A 26,302-nucleotide genomic window follows, 5' to 3' on the forward strand; every position below is an offset into this window, starting at 1 on the left:
ACGCGAAACCGTGCCGCAGCTCAGACCTCGACGGCTTCCATGGCCCCCGTCGCGTACGGCACCACCACGCCGCGCCGGCCGCGCGAGCGGTCGATCGCGAACGAGGTGATCGCCAGCGCGATGCCGGCGAAGGTGAGCGCGAGGCCGATCCAGATCGGTGCGACGTAGCCGAGTCCGCCGGCGATCGCCAGGCCGCCGAGCAGGGCGCCGAGGCTGTTGCCGATGTTCAGCGCCGAGTGGTTCAGGGCTGCGGCGATCGACTGGCTGTCGCGCGCGACATCCATGAGCCGTGCCTGGATCGTGGGCGAGAGCGCGGCCGACGAGCCGCCGATGAGGAAGACGCCGACGAACAGGCCGACGGGGTACGCGGCGGTGAGCCCGAGCACGAAGAGCGCGATCGCGAGCACCGCGAAGAAGATGTACATGCTGCGGCGCACGCTCCAGTCGGCGAGGCGTCCGCCGACGAAGTTGCCGATCGTCATGCCGAGGCCGAAGGCGACGAGCACGACGGGCACGAGCGCGGCGGGCAGGCCGGTGACCTCGGTCGCGAGCGGGGCGACGTAGCTGTAGACCGCGAAGAGCCCGCCGAACCCGATGGCGCCGATCGCGAGCGCGAACCAGACCTGTGCGCGCGAGAACGCGCCGAGCTCGCGCTTGAGCGTCGCGCCGGGATCGCCCGGCTGCCAGGGCACGGCGATCGCGACGGCGACGAAGGTGAGCGCGAAGATGCCGGCGACGGCGAGGTACGCGGTGCGCCAGCCCTGCGCCTGCCCGAGCCAGGTGATGAGCGGCACGCCGATGACGTTCGCGATCGTGAGTCCGGAGAGCACCAGTGCGACGCCGCGGGCGCGCTTGCCGGGGCCCATGAGGCTCGCGGCGACGAGCGAGGCGATGCCGAAGTACGCGCCGTGCGGAAGCGCCGAGAGGAACCGGGCCGCGAGCACGAGCTCGAAGGTGGGCAGCACGGCCGAGGCGATGGTGCCGAGCGTGAACGCGGTGAGCAGCGCGAGCAGCAGGCGCTTCCGCGGCCAGCGGGCGGCGACGGCGGCGATGGTGGGCGCGCCGACGACGACGCCGAGCGCGTACGCCGAGATGATCCAGCCGGCCTGCGCGTTCGCGGTGTCGGGCGAGCTCGCCGCGAGGGCGGGCAGCAGGTCGCGCCCGATCTCGGGGAGCAGGCCCATGGCGACGAACTCGGTCGATCCGATGCCGAATCCGCCGAGCGCGAGGGCGAGCAGCGCGAGGCGCACGCGGGTCGGCGACAGGGTCGACGTCTGATCGGTGCGCATGGTCATCCGACGATTGTCGCACAGGAATCGAATCGATTCGACCCACCCGGGCGATCGTCGCGCGATGTTCCCACGGACGACTCGCGGGAGTCGACCGCGCGCACCCGTCAGTCCGCGGCGCCGCCGTCGATCGCGGTCTCGAGCCGCTCGATCTTCGCGTCGAGCTCGCCCGCGTAGCCGGGGCGGATGTCGGCCTTCAGCACGAGCGACACGCGTGACCCGTACTCGCCGACCGCCTCGGTCGCACGGCGCACCACGTCGAACACCTCGTCCCACTCGCCCTCGAGCTCGGTGAACATCGAGGTCGTGCGGTTCGGGAGGCCCGACTCGCGCACGATCCGCACGGCCGCCGCGACGGCGTCGTGCACGCTGCCGTCGTCGCGACCCGTTCCGCTCGGTGCGACCGAGAATGCCACCAGCATGAATCCTCCTCGCGGGCGAGCGCGTCAGCCCGTCTGGAGCGCGTCAGCCCGTCTGCTCCCAGCCTGCCACAGCGCCACGACACCCCAGGCGAGCAGCGCGACGAGCAGGGCGACCTTCGTCGTCAGCAGCAGCACGAACGCGGGATTCGCGGCGAGCAGCCACCCGTACCAGTAGGGGTAGATGAGCTGCGTGCAGAGCGCGATCGAGATCGCGAGCACCGCGGGCACGGCGAACCGGCTCGGGCGGTAGACGAGGCCGAGCACGACGGGCGCCGCGAGCCAGGCGATGAACTGCGGCGAGCCCACCTTGTTCGCGAGCATGAGCACGACGACGAACGACATCGCCAGCGGCGGCATCACCCGCACGAAGGCGCCGCCGCGCCGCACGGCGCGCACCCCGAGCAGCGCGACGGCGAGCACCCCGACCGCCATGGCCGGCGTCGTGAGGGCCGCCGCGGCATCCGCCCCTGGGCCGTCGATCTGGAACGTGAGGATGTCCTTCGAGTACACGACGCTCACGTCCTGCGAGCCCGCGACGATCCGCCAGAGCCAGGCGACCGCGAGCGGCGCCTCGACCTGCAGGCCGCGCCCGGCCTGCTCCTCGACGAAGCCGAATGCGTTGAGGCCCGACCCGGCGAGCAGGCTCACGCCGAGGATGCCGATGCTCAGCGCCACGGCGATGCCCACGACCTCCGCGCGCCGCCGTGAGGCGATCACGAGCGCCGCGACGAGCGCCGCGGGCCAGACCTTCACCCACGCGCCGACGGTGAGCAGCACCGCGGCGACGCGCGGACGGCCGGCAGCCATCAGCAGGCCGACGATCGCGATGGGCACGGTCACCGCGTCGATGCGGCCGAGCGCGATCGGCCCGAGCAGCACGAGGAATCCGAGCCACCACCACGCGGCCGCACGGCGCGGGCGCGAGAGCCGAGCCGAGCCGAGCAGCACCGCGAAGGCGACCGCGTTCAGGAGGGTGACGAGCACGAGCCAGGTCTGCGCGTACCAGGCCGGGCCGAAGGCGAGCGAGGCCGCCATCGGCACGAACGCGAGGATCGGATACACCCACGACGCGTCGATGCCCATGCGCACCCAGCCGTGCGCCGCGTTCTCGGCCCAGACCCGGTAGACGCCGGTGACGTCGCCGAGCGGTTGCCCCGGTGCGGCGAGGTTCAGCCAGACGAGCCAGGCGTGCACGATCGCGAAGGCGATCCACGGGGCGACGCGACCGCCCACGAGCCGGACGACGGATGCCGCGGGCGCCGCACGCTCGCCTGCTTCCGTCATGACGGCGAGCCTATCCGAGTGTCACATTCCGCCACGCTCGGTCGCGCCGGCGGCGGAATCGGCGAAGCTTGGAGGCACGACCCCCACGGAGGCAGCCATGACCCGACGCCCACTCGCCGCGATCCTCATCGCGGCATCCGCAACCCTCGCCCTGGCCGCGTGCACGTCGGGGTCGGGCGAGACCGCGTCGAGCGACTCCGGCTCGGGCGACGGCTACGTCACCGAGGGCAAGTTCACGGTCGGCACCGGCGAGCCCGCGTACTACCCGTGGGTGATCGACGACGCCCCCGAGTCGGGCGAGGGCTTCGAGTCCGCCGTCGCATACGCGGTGGCCGACCAGCTCGGCTTCGCCGCCGACGACGTCGTCTGGGTGCGCAGCACGTTCGACCAGGCGATCGCGCCGGGCCCCAAGGACTTCGACGTCAACCTGCAGCAGTTCTCGATCACGCCCGAGCGCGCCGAGAACGTCGACTTCTCGTCGCCCTACTACGAGACCACGCAGGTCGTCATCACGGTCGAGGGGTCGCCCGCGGCATCCGCCACCTCGATCGCCGACCTGAAGGACCTGCTGATCGGCGCGCAGACCGGCACCACGAGCTTCGACGCCATCGAGCAGGAGATCGCCCCGACGGCCGGCGCGCAGGTGTTCAACACGAACGACGACGCGAAGCTCGCGCTGCAGAACGGCACGGTCGACGCGATCGTCGTCGACCTGCCGACCGCCTTCTACCTGACCGGTGCCGAGCTCGACGGCGGCAAGATCGTCGGCCAGCTGCCGACGACCGGCGACGGCGACGAATTCGGCCTCGTGCTCGCCAAGGACTCGCCGCTCACCGCAGACGTCACGGCCGCCGTCGACGCCCTGCGAGCCGACGGCACGCTCGACGAGCTCGCGACCACGTGGCTCGGCGGCGACGCGGCCCCGCTGCTCGACTGATCCGGTCGAAGCCATCGACGCGATCGAACGGACGCGAACGGCGGCGTGCGTGCGCGGTGGGCGCACGCCGCTAGCGTTGCACCGTGGCTGAATCGACGAAGACGGGCGCCGCGCGCGGCCCGATCGAACCCGAGGCGTCACCCGACTCCGGGTGGCAGCCGAGTTCGGTCGAGCTCTCGCGCCGCACCTTCCGTCGCCGGCAGACCCGCCGTTCGGTGCTGGTCAGCGCGGGTTCGACGCTGATCTTCGCCGGCCTCCTCGCGTGGGGGCTGATCGGGTCGCCCGGCTGGGCGCAGGTGCAGCAGACCTTCTTCGACCCCGAGGTCGCGATCGCGTCGCTCCCCCGCATCCTCGAAGGCCTGTGGCTGAACATCCAGGTGCTCGTGTTCGCCGCGATCGGCGTCGTGCTCGTCGCCCTGCTGCTCGCGACGATGCGCACGCTGCGCGGCCCGGTCTTCTTCCCGCTGCGAGCCCTCGCCGCCGGCTACACCGACCTGTTCCGCGGCATGCCGCTCATCATCGTGCTGTACCTCGTCGGGTTCGGCCTGCCGGGGCTCGACTTCCTGCCGCGACTGCCCGTGGCGGTCTGGGGCACGATCGCCCTGATCCTCGTGTACTCGGCGTACGTGTCCGAGGTGTTCCGCGCCGGCATCGAGGCGGTGCACCCCTCGCAGCGCCTCGCCGCGCGCTCGCTGGGCCTCAGCCACGGTCAGACCATGCGCCGCATCGTGCTCCCCCAGGCCCTGCGCAAGGTCACCCCCGCGCTCATGAACGACTTCGTCGCCATGCAGAAGGATGTCGGCCTCATCTCGGTGCTCGGCGCCGTCGACGCGGTGCGCGCGGCCCAGATCGAGACCGCCCACTTCTTCAACTACACGCCCTACGTCGTCGCGGGCCTGCTCTTCGTGCTGCTCGCGTGGCCGATGATCCGGCTCACCGACTGGGTGTCGGCGCGCACCCGCGCACGCGAGCAGGGCGGGAGCATCGTATGAGCGGGCCGAACGCGCACATGCCCTCTGAGGCCACCCCGACCGGGGCGACCCCCGACGCCCCCGGGCTGCTGCGGCTGCGCGGCATCCGTCGTTCGTACGGCGACAAGCTCGTGCTCGACGGCGTCGACCTCGACGTCGACGCGCACGAGGTCGTCGCCCTGGTCGGAGCGTCGGGGTCGGGCAAGTCGACCCTGCTGCGCACCGTCAACCTGCTCGAGACGATCGACGACGGCGTGATCCTGCTCGACGGCGAAGACGTCAGCGATCCGCGCGTCGACGCCGACCGGGTGCGCGCGCGCATCGGCGTCGTCTTCCAGCACTACAACCTGTTCCCCCACCTCAGCGTGCTCGACAACGTCACCCTCGCCGCGCGCCTCGTGCACCGGATGCCGCGGGCGGCCGCCCAGGCGAAGGCGCTCGAGCTGCTCGACTCGGTGGGGCTGGCCGACTTCGCGAAGGCGTTCCCCGATCGGCTCTCGGGCGGACAGCAGCAGCGCGTCGCCATCGTGCGCGCCATCGCGACCGACCCCGAACTGCTGCTGCTCGACGAGGTGACGAGCGCGCTCGACCCGGAGCTCGTCGGCGAGGTGCTCGCGCTCGTGCGGTCGCTCGCCGACCGCGGCGCGACGATCGTGATGGCGACGCACGAGATGGCGTTCGCGCGCGAGGTCGCCGACCGCGTCGTCTTCCTCGACGCCGGGCGCATCATCGAGGACGCGCCCGCGCGGGAGTTCTTCGCGGCCCCGCGCGAGGCACGCACGCGCGAGTTCCTCACGAGGTTCCTGCGCGCGTAGCGCCTCGAGGGTCGCGACGGCGGTGCGGGTGCGGATGCCTCCCGGACGGCGCTCCCGCCGCCGTCTCAGCCCGCTCAGCTCGCGAGCAGGTCGCCGACCACGGCGGGCACCGACTGCGCGATGTCGAGGGCGACGATCGGGCCGCCGCCGTTCGCGGTGCTGGCGCGAAGGGCCGCCTCGCCCTGGATCCAGGCCGCGGTCGCCGCGAGCGAGGTGAGCACCTCGGCGTCGTCGGCGAGCCGCCGGTGGTGCGTGGCCGCGAGCGCACCGAGGATGCCCCCGAGCACGTCGCCCGTGCCGCCCGTCGCGAGCCAGTGCGTCGGCGCCTCGACGACGAAGCGGTTGCCTGCCGGGTCGCACACGTGGGTGGTCGCGCCCTTCAGGAGCACGACGACGCCGAGCTCGAGGGCGGCGCGCTCGGCCCAGGCAGCGGGGTCGGCACGGATCTCGTCGAGGCTCGACCGGATCTCGCGCGCGGCCAGCACCCGCGCGAGCTCCCGCAGGTGCGGCGTGATGACGGTCGGCGCGGTGTGCGTGCCCACGAGGTCGAGCGCACCGGCATCCAGCACCACCGGTATGCCGTCGGCCAGCGCGTGCTGCAGGTCGCCGAGCAGCACGAACGAGCGCCGGGTCGGGTCGATGCCCGAGCCGAGAAGCCACGCCTGCACGCGTCCGCGGCCGACGACGGTCTCGGGGCGGCGGCCGAGCACCGCGGCGCGCACGCCCCGCGGCCCGATGTAGCGCACGAGCCCGACCCCGGTGCGGTGGGCGGCCTCGACGCCGAGCACCGCCGCCCCCGGGAACTCGACCGAACCCGACACCATGCCGAGCACGCCGCGCGAGTACTTGTCGTCATCGGCTCCCGGCGCCGCGATCCACGGTGCGGCGTCTTCGGCCCGCCAGCTTCTCCACTCGGTGGCCATGCTCCAACGATAGGTTGGATCACGATGTCAGCGACAGCCCTTCTCCCCATCAGTCTCGCTCCGCGCGTGGTCGTCTTCGACTACGGCGAGGTGATCTCCCGCGCCCCGAGCGCCGACGACCGGGCCGCGCTCGTCGCCCGCGCCGCCCTGCCCCCCGACGCCGAGCCGATCTTCTGGGAGGCGTACTGGCGGCACCGCGAGGCCCTCGACCAGGGCACCCTCTCGATCGCCGGATACTGGGCGGCCGTCGCCGAGGCGATCGGCGTCGACTGGAGCCCGGTCGACGTGCACGAACTGTGGGCGATCGACCACCGCAGCTGGTTGAGCGGCGACCCCGGCACCCTGCGCGTGCTGCACGCGCTGCACGACGGGGGCACCCGCCTCGCCCTGCTCTCGAACGCCGGCGCCGACTACTCCGGCTGGCTGCGTTCCGGGTCGTTCGCTCCGCTGTTCGAGCGCGTGTTCGTCAGCGGAGAGCTCGGGCTCGTCAAGCCGGGCGCCGAGATCTACGAGCACGTCATCTCCGAGCTCGGCATCGAGCCCGAGCAGTTCGTGTTCGTCGACAACCGGGCCGACAACGTCGCCGGTTCGCTCGCGGTCGGCGGCGACGCCTTCGTGTTCACGGATGCCGCGTCGCTCGAGTCGTGGCTCAGGGAGCTCGCCGCGTGAGCGCCGCACCCACGGCGTCCACGGCGTCGACGGCACCCGTGGCATCCGCCCCGTCCGCCCTGTTCACCCCGCTCACGATCCGCGGGCTGACGATCCGCAACCGGGTCTGGCTCCCCCCGCTCTGCCAGTACTCGGTCACGAAGCGCGACGGCGTGCCGCACGACTGGCACCTCGTGCACCTCGGCTCGATGGCCGCCGGCGGTGCCGGGCTCGTCATCGCCGAGGCGACCGGCGTCAGCCCCGAGGGGCGCATCTCCGACTACGACACGGGCATCTGGAACGACGAGCAGGTCGCGGCGTGGTCGCGCGTCACCCGGTTCATCCGATCGCAGGGTGCGGCGTCCGGCATCCAGCTCGCCCATGCGGGTCGCAAGGCGTCGGTCTGGCCGGAGCCCCTGCGCCGGCCGGGGTCGCAGCCGCTCGACGAGGGCGGCTGGACCACGGTCTCGGCGTCGGCGCAGGCGTTCGACGGCTTCCGCGAGCCGGTCGCGCTCGACGAGGCCGGCATCCGCCGGGTCATCGCGGACTTCCGTGCGGCCGCCCGGCGCGCGCTCGACGCGGGCTTCGACCTCGTCGAGGTGCACGCCGCACACGGATACCTCGTGCACCAGTTCCTCTCGCCGCTGTCGAACGTGCGCGACGATGCGTGGGGCGGCGACCTCGAGGGCCGCGCGCGCCTGCTGCTCGAGATCGTGCGCGAGGTGCGCGCCGAGATCGGCGACGACGTGCCGCTGTTCGTGCGCTTCTCGGCGACCGACTGGGTCGACGGCGGCTGGGACGAGGCGCAGACGGCGATCGTCGCGCGCTGGTGCGAAGACGCCGGGGCCGACTTCTTCGACGTGTCCACCGGTGGCCTGGTCGCCCACGCCGACATCCCGGTCGGGCCCGGCTACCAGGCCGGGCACGCCGAGTACGTCGGCGAGCACGCCGACGTCCAGGTGTCGGCGGTCGGCCTCATCACGAACGCCGAGCAGGCCGAGCAGCTCGTCGCCTCCGGCAGCGCCGATGCGGTGATGTTCGGCCGGGCCATGATGCGCGACCCGCACTTCGCGTTGCGCGCCGCGCACGAGCTCGGCGCGGGCACCTCCATGTGGCCGGTGCAGTACCTGCGGGCGAGGCCGGAGGTCAACGACGGCGAGTGGTGAGCCCGGGCCGGCTGACGCCCGATGTCGGGCGAGCAGCCGGCCTCGGGTGACGGCCGGGACGAGCCGGGTCAGGCCGAGCCGGCCGAGCCGGCCGAGGCCTGCCGCATGCGCATGGCCCGCTCCATCATCTCGGGCGAGAGCTGGCCGATCGCGAAGATGTTGCCCTCGCTGTCGGTGAACCAGGCGCTGCGCTCGTCGCCGAGCTCGGCGACGCCGTCGACCGTCTTCAGGCCGGGCAGGTCGTAGTCCTCGAACACGACGCCGTGCGTGCGCAGCGCGGTCATGTCGCGGTCGAGGTCGTCGGTCATGAGGTTGAACGCGGTGTTGCCCGCGGTGCCGGCGAACTCGGTGCGGTAGACCATCACGATGGTGCCGCCGACGTCGTAGAACAGGCCCATGCCCTCCAGGTCCTCGTAGACCGGGTCGCGGCCGAGCACGTCGTGCCACCAGGACTTCGCTCGGCCGAGGTCCGACGCAGGGAGGACGGCCGTCGCCATGAGTTTCTCGAACATGATGCTTCCTCGGATCCTCGGGTCGGCGCGAGTCTACGCCGGGCCGCCAGGGCCGATCCCGCACGGGGAACGAGTGGCACGGCAGCACCAGCTGCGGCATCCGCGCCGGCACCGCCGGAGACGGCGCGGCCGCGACATCCGTCGATCGGATGCCGCGGCCGGCCGTTCACGGAAGGACGTCAGCCCCGCCGGGTGGCGTCCTGCACCTCGCCGACGAGCTCCTCGATGATGTCCTCGAGGAAGATCACGCCCGTGGTCGCGCCCTGCTCGTCGAACGAGCGCGCGACGTGCGTGCCGAGCCGACGCATCGTGGCCAGTGCGTCTTCAAGGTCGGTGCCGTCGTAGATCGACACGAGGCGCCGGATGCGCTTCGCGGGGATCGGGTCGTCGAACTCGTCGACCCTGAGGTCGATGACGTCCTTCAGGTGCACGTAGCCCTCGGGTTCGCCGTCGGCGCCGAGGATCACGTACCGCGAGTACCCGCGCCGGGCGACGGCACGCTCGACGTCGGCCGGCGTCGCCGTCGCCGGCAGGCTGACGAGCGCCGACAGCGGCAGCGCGACATCCGCGACCCGCTTCGTCGTGAACTCGAACGCCGCGGTCAGGGTGCCGCTCGCATCGGCGAGCATGCCCTCGGCGCGAGAGCGGTCGACGATGGTCTGCACCTCGTCGAGCGTGAACGTCGAGTTCGCCTCGCTCTTCGGCTCGACCCCGAACAGGCGCAGCACGCCGTTCGCCGTCGCGTTCAGCGCCACGATCACCGGACGGAAGATCCGCGCGATGAACACCAGCGGCGGCGCCAGCAGCAGCACCGCGCGCTCGGGCAGCGAGAACGAGAGGTTCTTCGGAACCATCTCGCCGAACACCACGTGCAGGTACGACACGAGCACGAGCGTCACGATGAACGCGACGGTCGAGATGACGGCCTCCGACCACCCGGTGAGGTGCAGCGGCACCTCGAGCAGGTGGTGGATGGCCGGCTCGGAGACGTTCAGGATCAGCAGCGAGCAGATCGTGATGCCGAGCTGGCTCATCGCGAGCATGAGCGTGGCGTGCTCCATCGCCCAGAGGGCGGTCTTCGCACGGCGGCTGCCCTGCTCGGCGAGCGGTTCGATCTGCGAGCGTCGCGCCGAGATGACGGCGAACTCGGCGCCGACGAAGAAGGCGTTGGCGAGCAGCAGCACCACGAGCCAGACGATGCCCATCCAGTCGCTCATCGCTGGGCCTCCGCTTCGTCGTCGGCCGGCACCGGATCGGGCACGAACCTCAGCCGGTCGATGCGGCGCCCGTCGAGGCGCTGCACGGAGAGCGTGCCGCCCTCGATGCGCACCTCGTCGCCGACCACCGGCAGGCGGCCGAGCTCGGAGATGACGTAGCCCGCGACGGTCTCGTAGTCGCCGTTCTCGGGCACGCGGATGCCCGTGCGGTCCACGAGCTCGTCGGGCCGGAGGATACCGGGGAACGCGACGGAGTCCTCGCGGCGCACGATGCCGGCGCGCGTGCGGTCGTGCTCGTCGGCGACCTCGCCCACGAGTTCCTCGACGAGGTCCTCGAGGGTCGCGACGCCCGCCGTTCCGCCGTACTCGTCGACCACGACGGCCATCTGGAACCCGCGGCCGCGCAGCTCGCCGAGCAGCACGTCGAGGGTCATCGTCTCGGGCACGCGGAGCGCCTCGGACTGCAGGGCGGATGCCGGGACATCCGCCCGTCGTTCACGTGGCACTGCGACCGCCTGCTTGACGTGCACGAGCCCGACGATGTCGTCGAGGTTCTCGTCGTACACGGGGAACCGCGAGAAGCCGGTCTGGCGCGCGAGGTCGAGCACGGTCTCGGCGGAGTCCTGGCGCTGCACGGCCGACACGGCCGGCCGCGGCGTCATGACGTCGGATGCGTCGTGGTCGGCGAAGCGCAGGGTGCGCCCGAGGAGGGTCGCGGTGTCCTGCTCGAGCAGGCCGGCGCTGGCCGAACGACGCACGAGCGAGGAGAGCTCCTCGGCCGAGCGGGCGCCGGAGAGCTCCTCCTTCGGCTCGATGCCGAAGGCGCGGATCAGCCCGTTCGCACTGCCGTTCAGCACCACGATCGCCGGGCGGAACACCCAGGTGAACGCGGTCTGGAACGGCATCACGATCTTCGCGGTCGCCAGCGGCAGCGCGAGCGCGAAGTTCTTCGGCACGAGCTCGCCGACGATCATCGAGAGCAGCGTCGCGACGACGACCGCGGTGATCGCGCCGATCGGGCGGATCATCGCCTCTGGCAGGCCGATCGCGGCGAGGGGGCCGGCGAGCAGCGAGCTGATCGCCGGTTCCATCGTGTACCCGGTGAGCAGGGTCGTCAGCGTGATGCCGAGCTGGGCGCTCGAGAGATGCGTCGAGGTGATCTTCAGCGCGGAGATGGTGAGCGAGAGCCTCGTCTCACCTCGAGAACGGCGCGCCTCGAGATCGGCGCGATCGAGGTTGACGAGCGCGAACTCGCTCGCAACGAACAAGCCCGTGCCGACCGTGAGGAGGAGTCCGATGCCGAGCAGGATCCACTCAGACATGCGCACCTCCCCGGTCGATCACGGGCGAGGGTCTGTGACTGGGATTGGCAGAGGGAGGATCGTCCATTGTGCGAACGAGTATATCGGCGGGATCGCGTCGAACTCCCGGTGATTCACCAGCTGACCGGCAGCGCCTTGCCCTCCTCGTAGCCCGCCGCGGACTGGATGCCGACGCGCGCCCGGTCGCGGAACTCCTCGAGCGTGCGAGCACCCGCGTACGTGAAGGAACTGCGGACGCCGGACGTGATCATGTCGAGCAGGTCCTCGAGCGACGGCCGCAGCGGGTCGAGGTAGATCGACGACGACGAGATGCCCTCGGCGAAGAGCTCCTTGCGCGCGAGCTCGTAGGGCGAGAGCCGGTCGAATCGCTCGCGCACGGCCTTCGTGGAGGCCATGCCCCAGCTCTCCTTGTAGAGGCGGCCGTTCGCGTCGCGGGCGAGCGAACCCGGCGCCTCGATGGTGCCGGCGAACCACGAGCCGATCATGACGGATGACGCGCCGGCGGCGAGGGCGAGGGCCACGTCGCGGGGGTACCGCACGCCGCCGTCGGCCCAGACCCGTGCGCCGAGCTCGCGCGCCGCCTCGGCGGTCTCGAGGACGGCCGAGAACTGCGGACGCCCGACCGCGGTCATCATGCGGGTCGTGCACATCGCGCCGGGTCCGACGCCGACCTTCAGCACGTCGGCGCCGGCCTCGACGAGGTCGGCCACCGCGTCGGCCGTGACGATGTTGCCCGCGACGATCGGCACGCCGAGGCCGAGGTCGCGCACGATCGACACCGCGCGGACCATGCCCTCCTGGTGGCCGTGGGCGGTGTCGAGCACGAGCATGTCGACGCCGGCCGCGACGAGCGCGGAGGCCTTCGCGGCGACGTCGCCGTTGATGCCGACCGCCGCGGCCACCCGCAGGCGGCCCTCGGCGTCGACGTTGGGCTCGTAGATCGTTCCGCGCAGGGCGCTCCGGCGACTCAGGGTGCCGACGACGCGCCCGTGCTCGAGCACCGGCGCGAACTCGAGGCCGGCATCGACCATCAGGTCGAACGCGCGACGCGGGGTCTCGACGTCGTCGGCGTCGAGCGAGGCGAGGCCGCCGTGCACGAGGTCGCCGAGGCGGGCGTCGGGCAGCGCGGTCGCGAGGCGCTCGGCGGCGATGCACCCGACGTACTCGTCGCCGTCGGCCTGCAGCACGATGCCCTGGCCCTGCACGGGCGGGAGCACCGCGAGCGCGTCGGCCACCGTGGCATCGGGCGCGAAGGCGTACGGCGTGTCGAAGCGGGACGACTGCGCCTTGACCCAGCGGATCGACTCGGCGAGGTCCTGCAGGTGCAGGTCCTGCGGCAGCACGCCGATGCCGCCTCGCCTCGCCAGCGACGATGCGAGCCTCGGGCCGGTGATCGAGTTCATGTTCGCCGACACGATCGGCACCGACGCCCCCGACCCGTCGTCGGGGGCGAGCGACACGTCGAGACGGCTCGTCACGCCGGAGCGGCTCGGCACGAGGAAGACGTCGGAATAGGTCAGATCGTGGCTGGGTTCGGTGCGGTAGAACTCCATGGAACTCACGCTACCGCGGCACGCTGGAAGCCGAGCGCGCGGAAGGGGTTTAGGCTTGTCGGGGCGATCGGACCCGAGCGAGAACCGCAAAGTGTATCGATCGCCTGACAAAATCCAGAATCAACGGAGAGAGTGGGCGATCGGCTGTGTCGAGCCAATTGACCGGGTCGGGGTCTGAAGAGACCACGGCGGGCGAATACGGGGCCAACGAATGGCTCGTCGACGAGATGTACGAGAAGTACGCCGTCGACCCGGAGTCCGTCGACCGGTCGTGGTGGCCGGTGCTCGAGTCCTACCGCGACGCCCGCGCCGGCAAGGCTGCAGCAGCCGCAGCAGCGACGACGACGGATGCCGCGGCAGAACCGGCCGTCGCCGAGACCCCCGCAGCCCCGGCCGCCCCCGCAGCGCCGGCCGCCGACGCGACCGCAGTGCCCGCGGCATCCGCCCCCGCGACGACCCCGAACCCCGTGATCGGCCAGGCGCCCGCGGCGCGCACCACGTCGGTCGCGCCGCGCTCGACGCCCGTGCCGGCCGACGTGCCCGTCACGAGCCCCCAGCAGATCATCGACGACGGCGAGCGCACCGACGAGGTCGTGCCGCTCAAGGGCATGCCGAAGGCGCTCGCCGCGAACATGGACGCCTCGCTCACCGTGCCGACCGCGACGAGCGTGCGCACCGTGCCCGCGAAGCTCATGATCGACAACCGCATCGTGATCAACAACCACCTCCGCCGCACGCGCGGCGGCAAGGTGAGCTTCACGCACCTCATCGGGTGGGCGCTCATCCAGGCGCTCAAGGAGTTCCCGAGCCAGAACGTCTTCTACCGCGAGGTCGACGGCAAGCCCAGCCTCGTCCGCCCCGCGCACATCGGCCTCGGCATCGCGATCGACATCCCGAAGCCCGACGGCAGTCGCGCCCTCCTCGTGCCCGCCATCAAGCGCGCCGAGACGATGACGTTCAACGAGTTCCTGAACGCCTACGAAGACCTCGTCGGCCGCGCCCGCAACAACAAGCTCACCGCAGACGACTTCTCGGGCGCGACGATCTCGCTCACGAACCCGGGCGGCATCGGCACCGTGCACTCGGTGCCCCGCCTCATGAAGGGCCAGGGCTGCATCATCGGCGCCGGCGCCCTCGAGTACCCGGCCGAGTTCCAGGGCTCCTCCGAGAAGACCCTCGCGAACCTCGCCATCGGCAAGACCATCACGCTGACGTCGACCTACGACCACCGCGTCATCCAGGGCGCCGGGTCCGGCGAGTTCCTGAAGAAGGTGCACGAGCTGCTCATCGGGCAGCGCGGCTTCTACGAGGACCTCTTCGCCGCGCTCCGCCTGCCCTACGAGCCCATCCACTGGTCGCCCGACATCTCGGTCGACATCGCGAGCGCCATCGACAAGACGGCCCGCGTGCAGGAGCTCATCAACTCGTTCCGCGTGCGCGGTCACATGATGGCCGACACCGACCCGCTCGAGTACCAGCAGCGCTCGCACCCCGACCTGAACATCGAGAGCCACGGCCTGACGTTCTGGGACCTCGACCGCGAGTTCGTGACCGGTGGCTTCGGCAACACCCGCACGGCGCTGCTCCGCGACATCCTCGGCGTGCTCCGCGACTCGTACTGCCGCACGATCGGCATCGAGTACATGCACATCCAGGACCCCGACCAGCGTCGGTGGATCCAGGAGCAGGTCGAGCGCAAGTACGAGAAGCCCACGCACGACGAGCAGATGCGCATCCTCGGCAAGCTCAACGAGGCCGAGGCGTTCGAGACCTTCCTGCAGACGAAGTACGTCGGCCAGAAGCGGTTCAGCCTCGAGGGCGGCGAGTCCGTCATCGCCCTGCTCGACGAGATCCTCCAGGGCGCCGCGAAGGAGAACCTCGACGAGGTCGCCATCGGCATGGCCCACCGCGGCCGCCTCAACGTGCTCACCAACATCGCCGGCAAGACCTACGGCCAGGTGTTCCTCGAGTTCGAGGGCACGACCTCCGGCCAGGGCTCGGGCGACGTGAAGTACCACCTCGGCACCGAGGGCACGTTCACCGCAGACGACGGCGCGCAGATCCCCGTGTCGCTCGCCGCGAACCCGTCGCACCTCGAGGCCGTCGACGGCGTGCTCGAGGGCATCGTCCGCGCCAAGCAGGACCGCAAGCCCATCGGCACGTTCTCGACGCTGCCGATCCTCATCCACGGCGACGCGGCCATGGCCGGCCAGGGCGTCGTGATCGAGACCATGCAGATGTCGCAGCTGCGCGGCTACCGCACCGGCGGCACGATCCACGTGAACATCAACAACCAGGTCGGCTTCACCACCGTGCCGGGCGACGCCCGCTCGTCGATCTACTCGACGGATGTCGCCAAGGCCATCCAGGCCCCGATCTTCCACGTGAACGGCGACGACCCCGAGGCCGTCGTGCGGGTCGCGGAGCTCGCGTTCCGCTACCGCCAGGAGTTCCAGCGCGACGTCGTCATCGACCTCGTCTGCTACCGCCGTCGCGGGCACAACGAGGGCGACGACCCCTCGATGACCCAGCCGCTCATGTACAACCTCATCGAGGCGAAGCGCTCGGTGCGAAAGCTCTACACCGAGGCGCTCGTCGGCCGCGGCGACATCACCGAGGCCGAGTACGAAGAGGCGCACCGCGACTTCCAGGACCGCCTCGAGCGCGCGTTCGCCGAGACGCACGCCGCGCAGACCGGGTCGATCCCGATCATCGGCGCCACCGGTTCGCTCGAGTTCGACGAGCCGGCGGTGGGCGAGCCCGAGACCACCGGCGTCTCCACCGAGGTCGTCGCCGCCATCGGCGATGCGTTCGGCAACAAGCCCGCCGGCTTCACGGTGCACCCGAAGATCCAGCAGCTGCTCACGAAGCGCGTCGACATGAGCCGCAACGGCAAGATCGACTGGGGATTCGGCGAGCTGCTCGCCCTCGGCTCGCTGCTCGTCGAGGGCACGCCCGTGCGCTTCGCCGGGCAGGACGCCCGCCGCGGCACCTTCGTGCAGCGCCACGCCGTGCTGCACGACCGCGCCAACGGCCAGGAGTGGCTGCCGCTGCAGAACCTCTCCGACAACCAGGCCCGCTTCTGGATCTACGACTCGCTGCTCTCCGAGTACGCGGCCATGGGCTTCGAGTACGGCTACTCGGTCGAACGCGCCGATGCCCTCGTGCTGTGGGAGGCCCAGTTCGGCGACTTCGCCAACGGGGCGCAGACGATCATCGACGAGTTCATCTCGTCGGCCGAGCAGAAGTGGGGCCAGCGCTCCAGCGTCGTGCTGCTGCTTCCGCACGGCTACGAGGGCCAGGGCCCCGATCACTCCTCCGCCCGCATCGAGCGGTTCCTGCAGATGTGCGCCGAGAACAACATGACGGTCGCCCGCCCCTCGACGCCCGCGTCGTACTTCCACCTGCTGCGTCGTCAGGCCTACGCCCGACCGCGTCGCCCCCTGGTCGTCTTCACGCCGAAGGCGATGCTGCGCCTGCGCGGCGCCACGAGCGAGGTCGCCGACTTCACGAGCGGCAAGTTCGAGCCGGTCATCGACGACGCCCGCATCACCGACAAAGAGGCGGTCAAGCGCATCGTCTTCGTCTCGGGCAAGCTCTACTACGACCTGCTCTCGGAGCTCGACAAGAACCCGAACCCCGAGGTGGCGCTCGTGCGCCTCGAGCAGCTCTACCCGCTGCCGTCCGACGAGCTCAAGAAGGTGGCCTACAGCTACCCGAACGCCGAGTTCGTGTGGGCGCAGGACGAGCCCGAGAACCAGGGCGTGTGGCCGTACTTCATCGTCGAGACCAACAAGCTCGGTGCCCGCCCCGTGCGGGTCGTCTCGCGTACGGCATCGGCCTCCCCCGCCACGGGTTCGGCCAAGCGTCACGCCGTCGAGCAGGCCGACCTCGTGAGCCGCGCCCTCACGATCTGATCGTTCGACGAACCCCGAAGAGGGCGGATGCCGCGTGGCATCCGCCCTCTTCCGTTCCCCTGCTCGGGGCCCGTGTCATGCGCGCTCCCTGGGACCGCGCGCAGTCGAGGCACGCACGTGTGCCGTGCCCGGGCGGGTTCCCCACCGCCCGGACACGGCGGCTCAGGCCCGGTGCTCCGCCTCGTGCGAAGGGCGCCCGGCGTCGGCGTCGAGCTCGGCGGCGACCTCAGACCTGCGGTCGCCGGCATCGGGGCCGGCGCGCCACAGCTTGGACGGCCACCAGATCGCCCGACCGAGGTCGTAGGCGAGGGCCGGCACCAGCAGTGAGCGCACGAGGAACGTGTCCAGCAGCACGCCGAAGGCGACGATGAACGCCAGTTGCGCGAGGAACAGGATCGGTAGCACGCCGAGCGCCGCGAACGTCGCTGCGAGCACGAGGCCCGCCGACGTGATCACGCCGCCCGTGACGACGAGCCCTCGCAGCACCCCTTGGCGGGTGCCGTGCTTCACGGACTCCTCCCGCACCCGGGTCATCAGGAAGATGTTGTAGTCGACGCCCAGCGCGACGAGGAACACGAACCCGAAGAGCGGCACCACGGGGTCGGCGCCGGCGAAGTCGAAGACCTGGTTGAACACGATCGCCGAGACGCCGAGCGCAGCGGCGAACGAGAGCACGACCGTGCCGATGAGCAGCAGCGGAGCGACGACGGCGCGAAGCAGCAGCATCAGGATCAGCAGGATGACCCCGAGCACGAGCGGGATGATGAGGTTGCGGTCGTGGATCGACGCGACCTTCGTGTCGAGCGCGACGGCGGTGACCCCGCCGACGAGCACCGGCTGATCGGTCGTCGAGACATCCGCGAGCCCCTCGCGCAGCGCGGTCACGGTGGCCTCGGCCTCGTCGGAGTCGCTCGCGTCGGCGAGCGTCGCGTCGAGCTGCACCAGGCCGTCGACGACGGTCGGCTCGCCGACCGGGGTGCCCGGAGGGCCGAGCGGCTGGATGCCGTCCTCGGTGACCGGCAGCGAGCCGCTCGGCGAGTCCTCCGAGACGACCGACAGCGAGTCGACGCCGTCGGTGCCGAGCACGACCTCGGCGACCGCGTCGAGGTCGCCCTCCGAGGCGATGATCACCGCAGGCGTGCCCGATCCGCCCGGGAAGTGCTCGCTCAGCAGCGCCTGGCCGTCACGCGCCTGCGACTGGCCGAGCACGAACTCGCTCGAGGGCACGCCGTCGGCCTTCAACTGCGTCACGCCGAGCGCCATGACGGCCAGCAGCAGCGTCGACACGATCCACGTGACGCGCGGGCGGCGCGCGACGAGCCGTGCGATCTTCGGCCAGATGCCACGGCGGGCGACGACGTCATCGGCGACGACGTGCGCGCCGACCTTCGGACGCACGGGCCAGAACGCGGCACGACCGGCCCAGAGCATGAGCGCCGGCAGCAGGGTCAGCGAGGTGAGCAGGGCGAACGCGATGCCGATCGCCGACACCGGGCCGAGCAGCTTGTTCGAGGTCAGGTCGCTCGCGAGCAGCATGAGCAGTCCGGCGATCACCGTGCCGCCGGAGGCGAGGATCGGCTCCCACGAGCCGCGGAGTGCGGCCCAGGTCGCGTCCCACTTGCGCTCGTGCAGGTGCAGCGCCTCGCGATACCGCGCGATGTAGAGCAGCGAGTAGTCGGTCGCGGCGCCGATCACGAGGATGAACAGGATGCCCTGCGTCTGCCCGTTGAGCACGAGCACGTCGGCCTGTGCCAGCGAGACGACGACGAGCACCGACGCGCAGAGCGCGGTGAGGCTCGTGCCGAGCACGATGAAGGGCAGCAGCGGCGAGCGGTAGACGATCACGAGGATCAGGAACACCGCGCCGAACGCCACGAGCAGCAGGAGCCCGTCGATGCCGGCGAATGCGGCCGAGAGGTCGGTCGTGAAGCCGGCGGGCCCGGTCACCGCGGCCTCGAGGCCCGACCCGGATGTCTCGGCGACCCGCTCGCGGATCTCGCCGACGACGTCCTTGACCTCGGCCTCGGAGTCGACCTGCACGAAGACCTCTGCGGCCTCGCCGTCCTCGGACTCGACCGCGGGCGAGACGCCGTCGGAGAGCACCCCGTCGATCGTCGCGAACGCCTCGGCGTCGGCGGCGATCGCCGTGACATCCGCTTCGGTGAGGCCCCCATCGCGCGCGTAGACGACGATCGCGGGGATCGCCTCATCGCCGCGGAACTCGGACTGGAGCGCCTGTACCTCGGCCGATTCCGACGAAGCCGGCAGGAACTGCGCCTGGTCGTTCTCGACGACGTCGCTGAGCGTGCCGAACGAGGCGCCGCCGGCGCCGAAGGCGGCGAACCAGACGAGGATCAGGACGGTGGGCAGGAGCACCCTGAGCCAGGTCGGAACACGACCGGATCGGGTGGAAGCGGGGGCTGACTCGTTCATCACCCTCGACGCTACGCGCGCGGCTCCGGCGCGGGCGTCCGTCGAATGGTTGATCGTCGCGCGCCCGAACGTCGCAGGGCCGCGCCGCTGCTCGGCACCTGCTCGACCGGATCACCCGTCGAGCGGCGCCTCGTGGGTCACTCGACCGCGACTCCGTGCCCGGCCTGCACCGTGCGGATCTGGGCGAGCACCAGGGTGCGCAGCACCTCGGGAGCGCTCTCCTTGCAGGCGCGCTGCATCACCTCGGTGATGGCGACGCCCACGCGCACCTCGTTCTGGCAGTCGGTGCAGTGCTCGACGTGCGCACGGATGTCCGCGGCATCCGCACTGGCCAGTTCGTGGTGCAGGTACTCCTCGAGTTCTGCGCGGGCCTTCTCGCAGCCGCAGTCGTTCATTTCGGGCTCCTCGGCATCTTCTGCCTCTTGGGGGTCGACGCCGCCGGGGCAGTGGCGATGCCCTGCTCGCGTGCGTACTCGGCGAGGGACTCGCGCAGCAGCCGCCTGCCTCGATGCAGTCGGCTCATCACGGTCCCGATGGGGGTGTTCATCATGTCGGCGATCTCTTGGTACGAGAAGCCCTCGACGTCGGCGAAGTAGACCGCGAGGCGGAAGTCCTCGGGCAGCGCCTGCAGCGCGTCCTTGACGGCGCTGTCGGGCAGGTGGTCGATCGCCTCGGCCTCGGCCGAACGGCTCGAACGCGCCGTGGTCGACTCGGCGCCGCCGAGCTGCCAGTCCTCCAGCTCGTCGATCGTGCCCTGATACGGCTCGCGCTGCTTCTTGCGGTACGTGTTGATGAAGGTGTTCGTGAGGATGCGGTACAGCCACGCCTTGAGGTTCGTGCCCTGCGTGAACTGGCCGAACGCCGCGTAGGCCTTGACGAACGTCTCCTGCACGAGATCCTGCGCATCGGCGGGGTTCTTCGTCATGCGCAACGCCGCGGCGTACAGCTGATCGAGGAAGGGCAGTGCCTGCTCTTCGAACAGTTCGCCGAGCGGACGCTCGGACTCCGGTGCGGTGTCGATCTCGTCGGCAGTCATCACCGGCCATCCTAGGCCGTCGCCCTGTGACGCCACCCTGCGGCGCCGACGGGTCGAAACGCCCGACGACGTCGAGTTCGACGTCGTCACGACGGGGGTACGCAGCTCTGCCACGGGCACGCGCATCAACTCCTTCCGCGTTCGCGAACGCTACTGTTGGTAACCGATGCAGATCCAGAAGTATTCCGAGCCAGAGTTCGATCCCTACGGCGATCGCCGCGAGACCGAGCCCGACCCGGGCTGGCTCGCGCCCGTCGCCGCGCAGCCCCTCGATTCGGTGCTCGCCCTGCCCGGATCCAAGTCGCTGACGAATCGCGAACTCGTGCTCGCCGCCCTCGCCGACGGCCCGTCGACGCTGCACGCACCGCTCTGGTCGCGCGACAGCGAACTCATGATCGACGCGCTGCGGGCCTTCGGCACGGTCTTCGAGCGGATGCCGGCGACGGGCGGGTTCGGCGACGATCTCCGCGTGATCCCGGCCGACGAGCTGCTCGGCTCCACGACCGTCGAATGCGGGCTCGCCGGCACGGTCATGCGCTTCGTGCCGCCGGTCGCGGCGCTCGCCCTCGGCCCGACGACCTTCGACGGCGACGAGGCGGCCAGACGGCGCCCGATGGGAGGCTCCATCGAGGGCCTCCGTGCGCTCGGCGTCGACCTCGACGACGACCGCCGCGGCGCCCTGCCCTTCACCGTGCACGGCACCGGGCGCGTCGAGGGCGGCGTGGTCGAACTCGATGCGTCTGCCTCCAGCCAGTTCGTGTCGGGCCTGCTGCTCTCCGCCGCCCGATTCGAGCGCGGACTCGACCTGCGTCACACGGGCGAACGCCTGCCGAGCCTGCCGCACATCGAGATGACCATCGAGACGCTGCGTCAGCGCGGCATCGAGGTGGCCTCCCCCGAGCCCGGCCGCTGGGTCGTCGAACCCGGCCCCATCCGCGCGATCGACGTGGCCATCGAGCCCGACCTGTCGAACGCCGCACCGTTCCTCGTCGCCGCGCTCATCGCGGGCGGCAGCGTCAGCATCGTCGGCTGGCCCGAGTCCACCACCCAGGTCGGCGCGCAGCTCGAACACCTGCTGCCCCGCTTCGGCGCCCGCGTCGAGCGGTCGGGCGACCGGCTCACCGTGCAGGCACCCGAGCGCTCGAGCGACGGCGGGCGCGGCATCCGCGGAGCCGATCTCGACCTGTCGGAGGCCGGCGAACTCGTGCCGAACCTCGTGGCGCTCGCGGCCTTCGCCGACGGCCCGAGCACCTTCACCGGCATCGGGCACATCCGCCACCACGAGACCGACCGGCTCGCCGCACTCGTCGCCGAGCTGAACGGCCTCGGCGGCGACGTGAGCGAACTCGACGACGGCCTGCGCATCGTGCCGGCCACGCTGCACGGCGGCCCCTGGCGCGCCTACGCCGACCACCGCATGGCCACCACGGGCGCGATCGTCGGGCTCGGCGTCGACGGCGTCATCGTCGACGACATCGGCTCCACGAGCAAGACCCTGCCGCAGTTCGCCGCGCTGTGGGAGCAGATGCTGGCATGAGCTGGTGGGACGCTGAGGGTGACGACGACGAACCCGAGTTCGACGAGTCCAGCATCCGGGTGCGTCCCAGCCGACGCGGCAGCCGTCCCCGCACGAAGGTGCGCCCGCAGCACGCCGACGCCGTCGAGGGCCTCGTGCTCGGCGTCGACCGCGGCCGCTACACGGTGCTCATCGACGAGAACGGGCCCGACGAGCGCACCCTGACCGCGGCGCGGGCGAGCGAGCTGCGGCGCAAGTCCGTGGTGACGGGCGACCACGTCGACCTGGTGGGCGACGCGACCGGCGACGCAGGCACACTCGCCCGCATCGTGCGCGTGCGCGAACGCAGCACCCTGCTGCGCCGCAGCGCCGACGACACCGACGACGTCGAGCGGGTCATCGTCGCGAACGCCGACCAGATGCTCATCGTCGTCGCCGCGGCGAACCCCGAGCCGCGCATCCGGCTCGTCGACCGCTACCTCGTCGCCGCCTACGACGCGCGCATCCAGCCGATCCTCTGCATCACGAAGACCGACCTCGCCGACCCCTCCGAGTTCCTCGAGAACTTCGCAGGGCTCGACCTCCCGGTCGTGCGCTCCCGCACCGACGACATGCCGCTCGAGCTCATCACGGCCGAGCTCGTCGACCACCGCACCGTGTTCGTCGGTCACTCGGGCGTCGGCAAGTCGACGCTCGTGAACGCGCTCGTGCCGGGCGCCGACCGCGCAACGGGCGTCGTGAACACCGTCACCGGACGCGGACGCCACACGTCGTCGTCGACCGTCTCGCTGCGGCTCGACTCCCCCGCCGGGCGCGGTTGGGTCATCGACACGCCCGGCGTGCGCTCGTTCGGCCTCGGACACGTCGACCCCTCGAACATCCTCGGCGCGTTCAGCGACCTCGCGCGCATCGCCGAGCGGTGCCCGCGCGGCTGCACCCACCTGCCCGACGCACCCGACTGCGCCATCGTCGAGGCCGTCCAGGCCGGAGAGCTCGGCGACACCGGGCGTGCACGCCTCGACTCGCTGCAGCGGCTGCTCGAGACGTTCCGCTGAGCGACGGCGACGGTCGGCCCGTGAGCCGCACGCGGCATCCGTCGTGTCACCATGGAAGCATGACCGACGCACGACTCGCCCCAGGCGACCTCGCACCAGACTTCACCCTGAACGACCAGCACGGCACTCCCACCACGCTCTCGGAGCTGCGCGGCGAACGCGTCGTGCTCTACTTCTACCCAGAGGCGATGACCCCGGGCTGCACGACCGAGGCATGCGACTTCCGCGACAGCCTCAACTCGTTCGCCTCTGCGGGCGTGCGCGTCATCGGCGTCTCGAAGGATGCCGTCGAGAAGCTGGCCAGGTTCGCCGAGCGCGACCGGCTGAACTACACGCTGCTCTCCGACGAGGACCTCGCCGTGCAGCAGCGCTACGGCGTGTGGGGCGAGAAGCAGCTCTACGGCAAGACGGTGGTCGGCTCCATCCGCTCGACCATGGTGATCGGCGCCGACGGCGTCATCGAGCACGCCTGGTACAACGTCAAGGCCACCGGCCACGTCGCGCGCGTGCGGCGCGAGCTCGGACTCGACGCCTAGGCCGCCACCACCCCGGTCGCCCGATCGCGCGGCCACGCAGGACACCCCAGCGGGCGCCCGCGACGCTCAGGCGCCGTGCGGCGCCCGTTCCGCATCACCGTGCTCGTCACGCGTATACGCGAGGCGCACCGGCGTCCAGAGCAGCAGGCCGATCACCGTGATCGCAGGAACGAGCAGCACCCACCCGACATCCGCCCTGGCGAACATGCCCTGGAACGCGCCGACCGCGATCGAGACCTGCAGCACCTGCCACACGATCGCCGACGCCCTCGCCCACGGGGCGCGCCGCACCGAGCCGATCGCCACCGCCACCATCCACACGGCCGCGAGCAGCACGAGCACGAGCAGCGCGATCGCCGTCGCGTACGACGACGGGGCCATCGAGAGCAGGTCGACCACGAGCCACACGACGACCGCGACGAGCCCGAGCGCCTCGAGGGCGAGCACCCCGGTCACGGTGACCAGCGCAGCGCGGACGCCGCCGGCATCGGATGCGTCGTGCGGCATGTTCGCGCGATCTTCGTCGGTATTCACAGCGTTATCCCATTCACGGCTATTGATTCGGTCTCGTCGCTATGCGAACATTTATGAGGCCGAATTGATGCTCACAGGGACGTGAGCCGATCGATACCGATCCTACTTCCCGTAATTCGACCTTTCCCCCAAGCAGCACAGCCGGCTTCGGCTTGCGCAATCGTGCGCGTCTGCAAACGAAACACATCGCAAGGAGCATCTTCATGGATTGGCGCGACAAGGCCGCCTGCCTCACGGCTGACCCGGAGCTTTTCTTCCCCGTCGGCAACACTGGTCCCGCAGTCGACCAGATCGAGAAGGCGAAGGCCGTGTGCGCCCGATGCACCGTCACCGAGATCTGCCTGCAGTACGCCCTCGAGACCGGCCAGGACTCGGGCGTCTGGGGCGGCCTCAGCGAAGACGAGCGCCGCGCCCTCAAGCGCCGCGCAGCCCGCGCGCGCCGCGCCGGCTGACACAGGTCTGCACCACAGCACGGCACGACGCCGTGGCCTCAGGGCCACGGCGTCGTTTCGTGCGTCCAGGGCGGCGCGCCGTCGTTCGTGCAGGCCCGGCAGCTCTTTCCTGCGGCCGGTGCCGGGCAGTCGCTTCCGGACGGTGCCGCGCCTCGGCGACCGCGGCTCGGCGACCGCGCCTCGGCGACCGCGCCGAGCGCCCGTGCGATCGGGACGCGCCACCTTCGTGCGTCAGCCGAGAGGCCCGCGCGCGTTCAGACCGGCTTGATCCAGCGCAACGGCACCTCGATGGTGACCTCGGTGCCCCGGCCGACGACCGTGTGCCAGTCAATGGTGCCGCCGAGCTCGCCCTGGATCAGGGTGCGCACGATCTGCGTGCCGAGACCCTCGCCGACCTTGCCCTCCGGCAGGCCGGACCCGGTGTCGCGCACCTGCACCGTGAGCGTGGTGTCCGAGCGGTCGGCCGTGATCTCGACGTCGCCCTCCTGGCCGGCGAGCCCGTGCTCGACGGCGTTCGTGACGAGTTCGGTCAGCGCGAGGGCGAGCGGCGTCGCGTACTCGCTCGGCAGCACGCCGAACGATCCGGAGCGCTTCGGATGCGCGGTCGTGTTGTGCGCCGAGGCCACCTCGGCGACGAGCAGCAGCGCGCGATCGAAGACCGCGTCGAAGTCCACGTTCTGCGTGAGCCCCTCGGACAGCGTGTCGTGCACCACGGCGATCGCGCCGACACGACGCATCGCCTGCGTCAGCGCGTCGCGGGCCTCGTCGGAGTGCGTGCGACGAGCCTGGATGCGCAGCAGCGATGCGACGGTCTGCAGGTTGTTCTTCACGCGATGGTGGATCTCGCGGATCGTCGCGTCTTTGGTGATGAGCTCCTGCTCCTGGTGGCGGAGCTCGGTCACGTCGCGGCTCAGCACGATGGCGCCGATGCGCTCGCCCCTGCGGCGGATCGGGATCGCCCGGAGCGACACGGTGACGCCGCGCGATTCGACGTCGGTGCGCCACGGCGCCCGGCCGGTCACGACGAGCGGCAGCGACTCGTCGACCACGAGCTTGCCCGTGAGCAGGCGTGTGGTCACCTCGGCGAGCGACTCGCCCTCGAGCTCGTCGTCGAAGCCCATGCGGTTGAATGCCGAGAGCGCGTTCGGGCTGGCGAAGGTCGTCATGCCGTCGACGTCGAGGCGGATGAGCCCGTCGGATGCGCGCGGAGCCCCGCGTCGGGGGCCTGTCGGCGCCCCGAGGTCGGGGAAGTCGCCCGAGGCGATCATCTCGAACAGCTCGTCGGCGCATTCGTTGAACGTGAGCTCCTGACGGCTCGCCGTGCGCGTCGCGCCGAGGTTCGTGTGGCGCGTGATCACGGCGACGGGCTCGGGCGCGACCTTCGTCCCGGTCACCGCCAGACGACGCATCACGGGCACGGCGCGCACACGCGTCGGCATCTCCTCGTACCAGTCGGGGGCGGAGGAGTCGGCGATGCGGCCTCCGTCGAACGCCTCGTCGACGAGTTCACGCCACTGCGACTTGATCGGCTGGCCGACGAAGTCGCGGTAGAAGAGGGTGGCCGCACTCGACGGGCGGGAGTGCGCGACGGCGACGAAGTCATCGTCGCCGGACGGCACCCAGAGCACGATGTCGGCGAACGCGAGGTCCGCGAGCAGTTGCAGATCACCGACGAGCATGTGCAGCCAGTCGACATCGGCCTGACTGCTGCGGCCCTGGGCGAGGACGAGATCACTGAGGGTCGACACGGGGTCAAGCGTACTG

At 71.2% G+C, this 26,302-nt stretch carries 23 protein-coding genes; 10 read left to right on the plus strand and 13 right to left on the minus strand.

Going from position 1 to position 26,302, the window contains the following annotated elements; genetic code table 11:
- Positions 1–20 precede the first annotated feature (20 nt).
- From ASE68_RS13395 to ASE68_RS13405, 3 genes are all read right to left on the minus strand, one after another.
- Positions 21–1,295: an MFS transporter gene (locus ASE68_RS13395; protein WP_055859531.1), complete on the minus strand. Its 1,275-nt coding sequence runs from the start codon at positions 1,293–1,295 to the stop codon at positions 21–23.
- A 101-nt stretch (positions 1,296–1,396) separates the two neighbouring features.
- Entirely contained in the window at positions 1,397–1,711 is a 315-nt protein-coding gene (locus ASE68_RS13400) for a thiamine-binding protein (protein WP_055859534.1), read from the minus strand.
- A gap of 24 nt (positions 1,712–1,735) precedes the next feature.
- A complete protein-coding gene (locus tag ASE68_RS13405; RefSeq protein ID WP_082462240.1) occupies positions 1,736–2,995 on the minus strand; it encodes a glycosyltransferase 87 family protein in 1,260 nt (419 codons plus the stop codon).
- A 97-nt stretch (positions 2,996–3,092) separates the two neighbouring features.
- Here ASE68_RS13405 and ASE68_RS13410 point away from each other — a divergent pair, with 97 nt between their 5' ends.
- From ASE68_RS13410 to ASE68_RS13420, 3 genes are all read left to right on the plus strand, one after another.
- Positions 3,093–3,932: an ABC transporter substrate-binding protein gene (locus ASE68_RS13410; RefSeq protein WP_055859537.1), complete on the plus strand. Its 840-nt coding sequence runs from the start codon at positions 3,093–3,095 to the stop codon at positions 3,930–3,932.
- A gap of 122 nt (positions 3,933–4,054) precedes the next feature.
- Positions 4,055–4,924: an amino acid ABC transporter permease gene (locus tag ASE68_RS13415; protein WP_055861379.1), complete on the plus strand. Its 870-nt coding sequence runs from the start codon at positions 4,055–4,057 to the stop codon at positions 4,922–4,924.
- A 17-nt stretch (positions 4,925–4,941) separates the two neighbouring features.
- Positions 4,942–5,718: an amino acid ABC transporter ATP-binding protein gene (locus tag ASE68_RS13420; protein ID WP_055859539.1), complete on the plus strand. Its 777-nt coding sequence runs from the start codon at positions 4,942–4,944 to the stop codon at positions 5,716–5,718.
- Between the two features lie 74 nt (positions 5,719–5,792).
- On the opposite strand, the gene ASE68_RS13425 is transcribed toward ASE68_RS13420, so the two are convergent.
- Positions 5,793–6,641 carry an ADP/ATP-dependent (S)-NAD(P)H-hydrate dehydratase gene (locus ASE68_RS13425; RefSeq protein ID WP_055859542.1) on the minus strand — a complete coding sequence of 283 codons (849 nt, stop codon included), beginning with the start codon at positions 6,639–6,641 and terminating at the stop codon, positions 5,793–5,795.
- Positions 6,642–6,665: 24 nt separating this feature from the next.
- On the opposite strand from ASE68_RS13425, the gene ASE68_RS13430 reads away from it, so the two are divergent.
- Both ASE68_RS13430 and ASE68_RS13435 read left to right on the plus strand, forming a co-directional pair.
- Positions 6,666–7,310 carry an HAD family phosphatase gene (locus ASE68_RS13430; RefSeq protein ID WP_055859545.1) on the plus strand — a complete coding sequence of 215 codons (645 nt, stop codon included), beginning with the start codon at positions 6,666–6,668 and terminating at the stop codon, positions 7,308–7,310.
- Positions 7,307–8,455 (plus strand): NADH:flavin oxidoreductase/NADH oxidase, encoded by a 1,149-nt coding sequence (locus ASE68_RS13435; RefSeq protein ID WP_235480857.1) that lies wholly within the window; start codon positions 7,307–7,309, stop codon positions 8,453–8,455. Before ASE68_RS13430 ends, ASE68_RS13435 begins: the two co-directional genes overlap by 4 nt.
- A gap of 68 nt (positions 8,456–8,523) precedes the next feature.
- On the opposite strand, the gene ASE68_RS13440 is transcribed toward ASE68_RS13435, so the two are convergent.
- From ASE68_RS13440 to ASE68_RS13455, 4 genes are all read right to left on the minus strand, one after another.
- A complete protein-coding gene (locus ASE68_RS13440; protein WP_157421645.1) occupies positions 8,524–8,967 on the minus strand; it encodes a VOC family protein in 444 nt (147 codons plus the stop codon).
- Positions 8,968–9,146: 179 nt separating this feature from the next.
- Positions 9,147–10,184: a hemolysin family protein gene (locus tag ASE68_RS13445; RefSeq protein ID WP_055859548.1), complete on the minus strand. Its 1,038-nt coding sequence runs from the start codon at positions 10,182–10,184 to the stop codon at positions 9,147–9,149.
- Entirely contained in the window at positions 10,181–11,506 is a 1,326-nt protein-coding gene (locus tag ASE68_RS13450; RefSeq protein ID WP_055859551.1) for a hemolysin family protein, read from the minus strand. Before ASE68_RS13450 ends, ASE68_RS13445 begins: the two co-directional genes overlap by 4 nt.
- Positions 11,507–11,619: 113 nt before the next feature.
- A complete protein-coding gene (locus ASE68_RS13455; protein ID WP_055859554.1) occupies positions 11,620–13,059 on the minus strand; it encodes a GuaB1 family IMP dehydrogenase-related protein in 1,440 nt (479 codons plus the stop codon).
- A gap of 146 nt (positions 13,060–13,205) precedes the next feature.
- Here ASE68_RS13455 and ASE68_RS13460 point away from each other — a divergent pair, with 146 nt between their 5' ends.
- A complete protein-coding gene (locus ASE68_RS13460) occupies positions 13,206–16,976 on the plus strand; it encodes a multifunctional oxoglutarate decarboxylase/oxoglutarate dehydrogenase thiamine pyrophosphate-binding subunit/dihydrolipoyllysine-residue succinyltransferase subunit (protein ID WP_082462242.1) in 3,771 nt (1,256 codons plus the stop codon).
- Positions 16,977–17,138: 162 nt separating this feature from the next.
- Here the strand turns inward: ASE68_RS13460 and ASE68_RS13465 are convergent, their stop codons facing one another.
- The 3 genes from ASE68_RS13465 to ASE68_RS13475 all read right to left on the minus strand — a co-directional run bounded on the left by ASE68_RS13465 (position 17,139) and on the right by ASE68_RS13475 (position 20,445).
- The gene (locus tag ASE68_RS13465) at positions 17,139–19,409 is read right to left on the minus strand and encodes an MMPL family transporter (RefSeq protein ID WP_082462243.1); all 2,271 of its coding nucleotides are present in this window, start codon (positions 19,407–19,409) and stop codon (positions 17,139–17,141) included.
- Between the two features lie 137 nt (positions 19,410–19,546).
- Positions 19,547–19,804, minus strand: coding sequence for a zf-HC2 domain-containing protein (locus tag ASE68_RS13470; protein WP_055859559.1), 258 nt, complete (start codon positions 19,802–19,804; stop codon positions 19,547–19,549).
- Entirely contained in the window at positions 19,801–20,445 is a 645-nt protein-coding gene (locus ASE68_RS13475; RefSeq protein WP_055859562.1) for a sigma-70 family RNA polymerase sigma factor, read from the minus strand. The genes ASE68_RS13470 and ASE68_RS13475 overlap by 4 nt, the downstream gene beginning before the upstream one ends.
- A gap of 166 nt (positions 20,446–20,611) precedes the next feature.
- On the opposite strand from ASE68_RS13475, the gene aroA reads away from it, so the two are divergent.
- The 3 genes from aroA to bcp are packed head-to-tail and all read left to right on the plus strand — an operon-like array spanning position 20,612 to position 23,552.
- The gene (gene aroA / locus ASE68_RS13480) at positions 20,612–21,982 is read left to right on the plus strand and encodes a 3-phosphoshikimate 1-carboxyvinyltransferase (RefSeq protein WP_055859565.1); all 1,371 of its coding nucleotides are present in this window, start codon (positions 20,612–20,614) and stop codon (positions 21,980–21,982) included.
- A complete protein-coding gene (rsgA, locus tag ASE68_RS13485) occupies positions 21,979–23,016 on the plus strand; it encodes a ribosome small subunit-dependent GTPase A (protein WP_055859567.1) in 1,038 nt (345 codons plus the stop codon). The genes aroA and rsgA overlap by 4 nt, the downstream gene beginning before the upstream one ends.
- A gap of 59 nt (positions 23,017–23,075) precedes the next feature.
- Positions 23,076–23,552 (plus strand): thioredoxin-dependent thiol peroxidase, encoded by a 477-nt coding sequence (gene bcp / locus ASE68_RS13490; RefSeq protein WP_055859570.1) that lies wholly within the window; start codon positions 23,076–23,078, stop codon positions 23,550–23,552.
- Between the two features lie 66 nt (positions 23,553–23,618).
- Here bcp and ASE68_RS13495 read toward each other — a convergent pair whose 3' ends face one another.
- The gene (locus ASE68_RS13495; RefSeq protein ID WP_200921716.1) at positions 23,619–24,086 is read right to left on the minus strand and encodes a hypothetical protein; all 468 of its coding nucleotides are present in this window, start codon (positions 24,084–24,086) and stop codon (positions 23,619–23,621) included.
- A 203-nt stretch (positions 24,087–24,289) separates the two neighbouring features.
- On the opposite strand from ASE68_RS13495, the gene ASE68_RS13500 reads away from it, so the two are divergent.
- Entirely contained in the window at positions 24,290–24,538 is a 249-nt protein-coding gene (locus tag ASE68_RS13500) for a WhiB family transcriptional regulator (protein ID WP_055859573.1), read from the plus strand.
- A gap of 254 nt (positions 24,539–24,792) precedes the next feature.
- On the opposite strand, the gene ASE68_RS13505 is transcribed toward ASE68_RS13500, so the two are convergent.
- A complete protein-coding gene (locus ASE68_RS13505) occupies positions 24,793–26,286 on the minus strand; it encodes a sensor histidine kinase (RefSeq protein ID WP_055859576.1) in 1,494 nt (497 codons plus the stop codon).
- Between the last annotated feature and the right edge of the window lie 16 nt (positions 26,287–26,302).

It is taken from the genome of Agromyces sp. Leaf222, from assembly GCF_001421565.1.
Lineage (GTDB): Bacteria > Actinomycetota > Actinomycetes > Actinomycetales > Microbacteriaceae > Agromyces.

Bases quoted from the DNA above. Each gene is read 5' to 3' on its own strand.
- ASE68_RS13465 (WP_082462243.1), bottom strand. From the start codon at position 19,409: ATGAACGAGTCAGCCCCCGCTTCCACCCGATCCGGTCGTGTTCCGACC.
- ASE68_RS13400 (WP_055859534.1), bottom strand. From the start codon at position 1,711: ATGCTGGTGGCATTCTCGGTCGCACCGAGCGGAACGGGTCGCGACGAC.
- ASE68_RS13450 (WP_055859551.1), bottom strand. From the start codon at position 11,506: ATGTCTGAGTGGATCCTGCTCGGCATCGGACTCCTCCTCACGGTCGGC.
- ASE68_RS13455 (WP_055859554.1), bottom strand. From the start codon at position 13,059: ATGGAGTTCTACCGCACCGAACCCAGCCACGATCTGACCTATTCCGAC.
- ASE68_RS13395 (WP_055859531.1), bottom strand. From the start codon at position 1,295: ATGACCATGCGCACCGATCAGACGTCGACCCTGTCGCCGACCCGCGTG.
- ASE68_RS13425 (WP_055859542.1), bottom strand. From the start codon at position 6,641: ATGGCCACCGAGTGGAGAAGCTGGCGGGCCGAAGACGCCGCACCGTGG.
- ASE68_RS13445 (WP_055859548.1), bottom strand. From the start codon at position 10,184: ATGAGCGACTGGATGGGCATCGTCTGGCTCGTGGTGCTGCTGCTCGCC.
- rsgA (WP_055859567.1), top strand. From the start codon at position 21,979: ATGAGCTGGTGGGACGCTGAGGGTGACGACGACGAACCCGAGTTCGAC.
- aroA (WP_055859565.1), top strand. From the start codon at position 20,612: ATGCAGATCCAGAAGTATTCCGAGCCAGAGTTCGATCCCTACGGCGAT.
- ASE68_RS13410 (WP_055859537.1), top strand. From the start codon at position 3,093: ATGACCCGACGCCCACTCGCCGCGATCCTCATCGCGGCATCCGCAACC.
- ASE68_RS13475 (WP_055859562.1), bottom strand. From the start codon at position 20,445: ATGACTGCCGACGAGATCGACACCGCACCGGAGTCCGAGCGTCCGCTC.
- ASE68_RS13500 (WP_055859573.1), top strand. From the start codon at position 24,290: ATGGATTGGCGCGACAAGGCCGCCTGCCTCACGGCTGACCCGGAGCTT.
- ASE68_RS13405 (WP_082462240.1), bottom strand. From the start codon at position 2,995: ATGACGGAAGCAGGCGAGCGTGCGGCGCCCGCGGCATCCGTCGTCCGG.
- ASE68_RS13430 (WP_055859545.1), top strand. From the start codon at position 6,666: ATGTCAGCGACAGCCCTTCTCCCCATCAGTCTCGCTCCGCGCGTGGTC.
- ASE68_RS13470 (WP_055859559.1), bottom strand. From the start codon at position 19,804: ATGAACGACTGCGGCTGCGAGAAGGCCCGCGCAGAACTCGAGGAGTAC.
- bcp (WP_055859570.1), top strand. From the start codon at position 23,076: ATGACCGACGCACGACTCGCCCCAGGCGACCTCGCACCAGACTTCACC.
- ASE68_RS13420 (WP_055859539.1), top strand. From the start codon at position 4,942: ATGCCCTCTGAGGCCACCCCGACCGGGGCGACCCCCGACGCCCCCGGG.
- ASE68_RS13440 (WP_157421645.1), bottom strand. From the start codon at position 8,967: ATGTTCGAGAAACTCATGGCGACGGCCGTCCTCCCTGCGTCGGACCTC.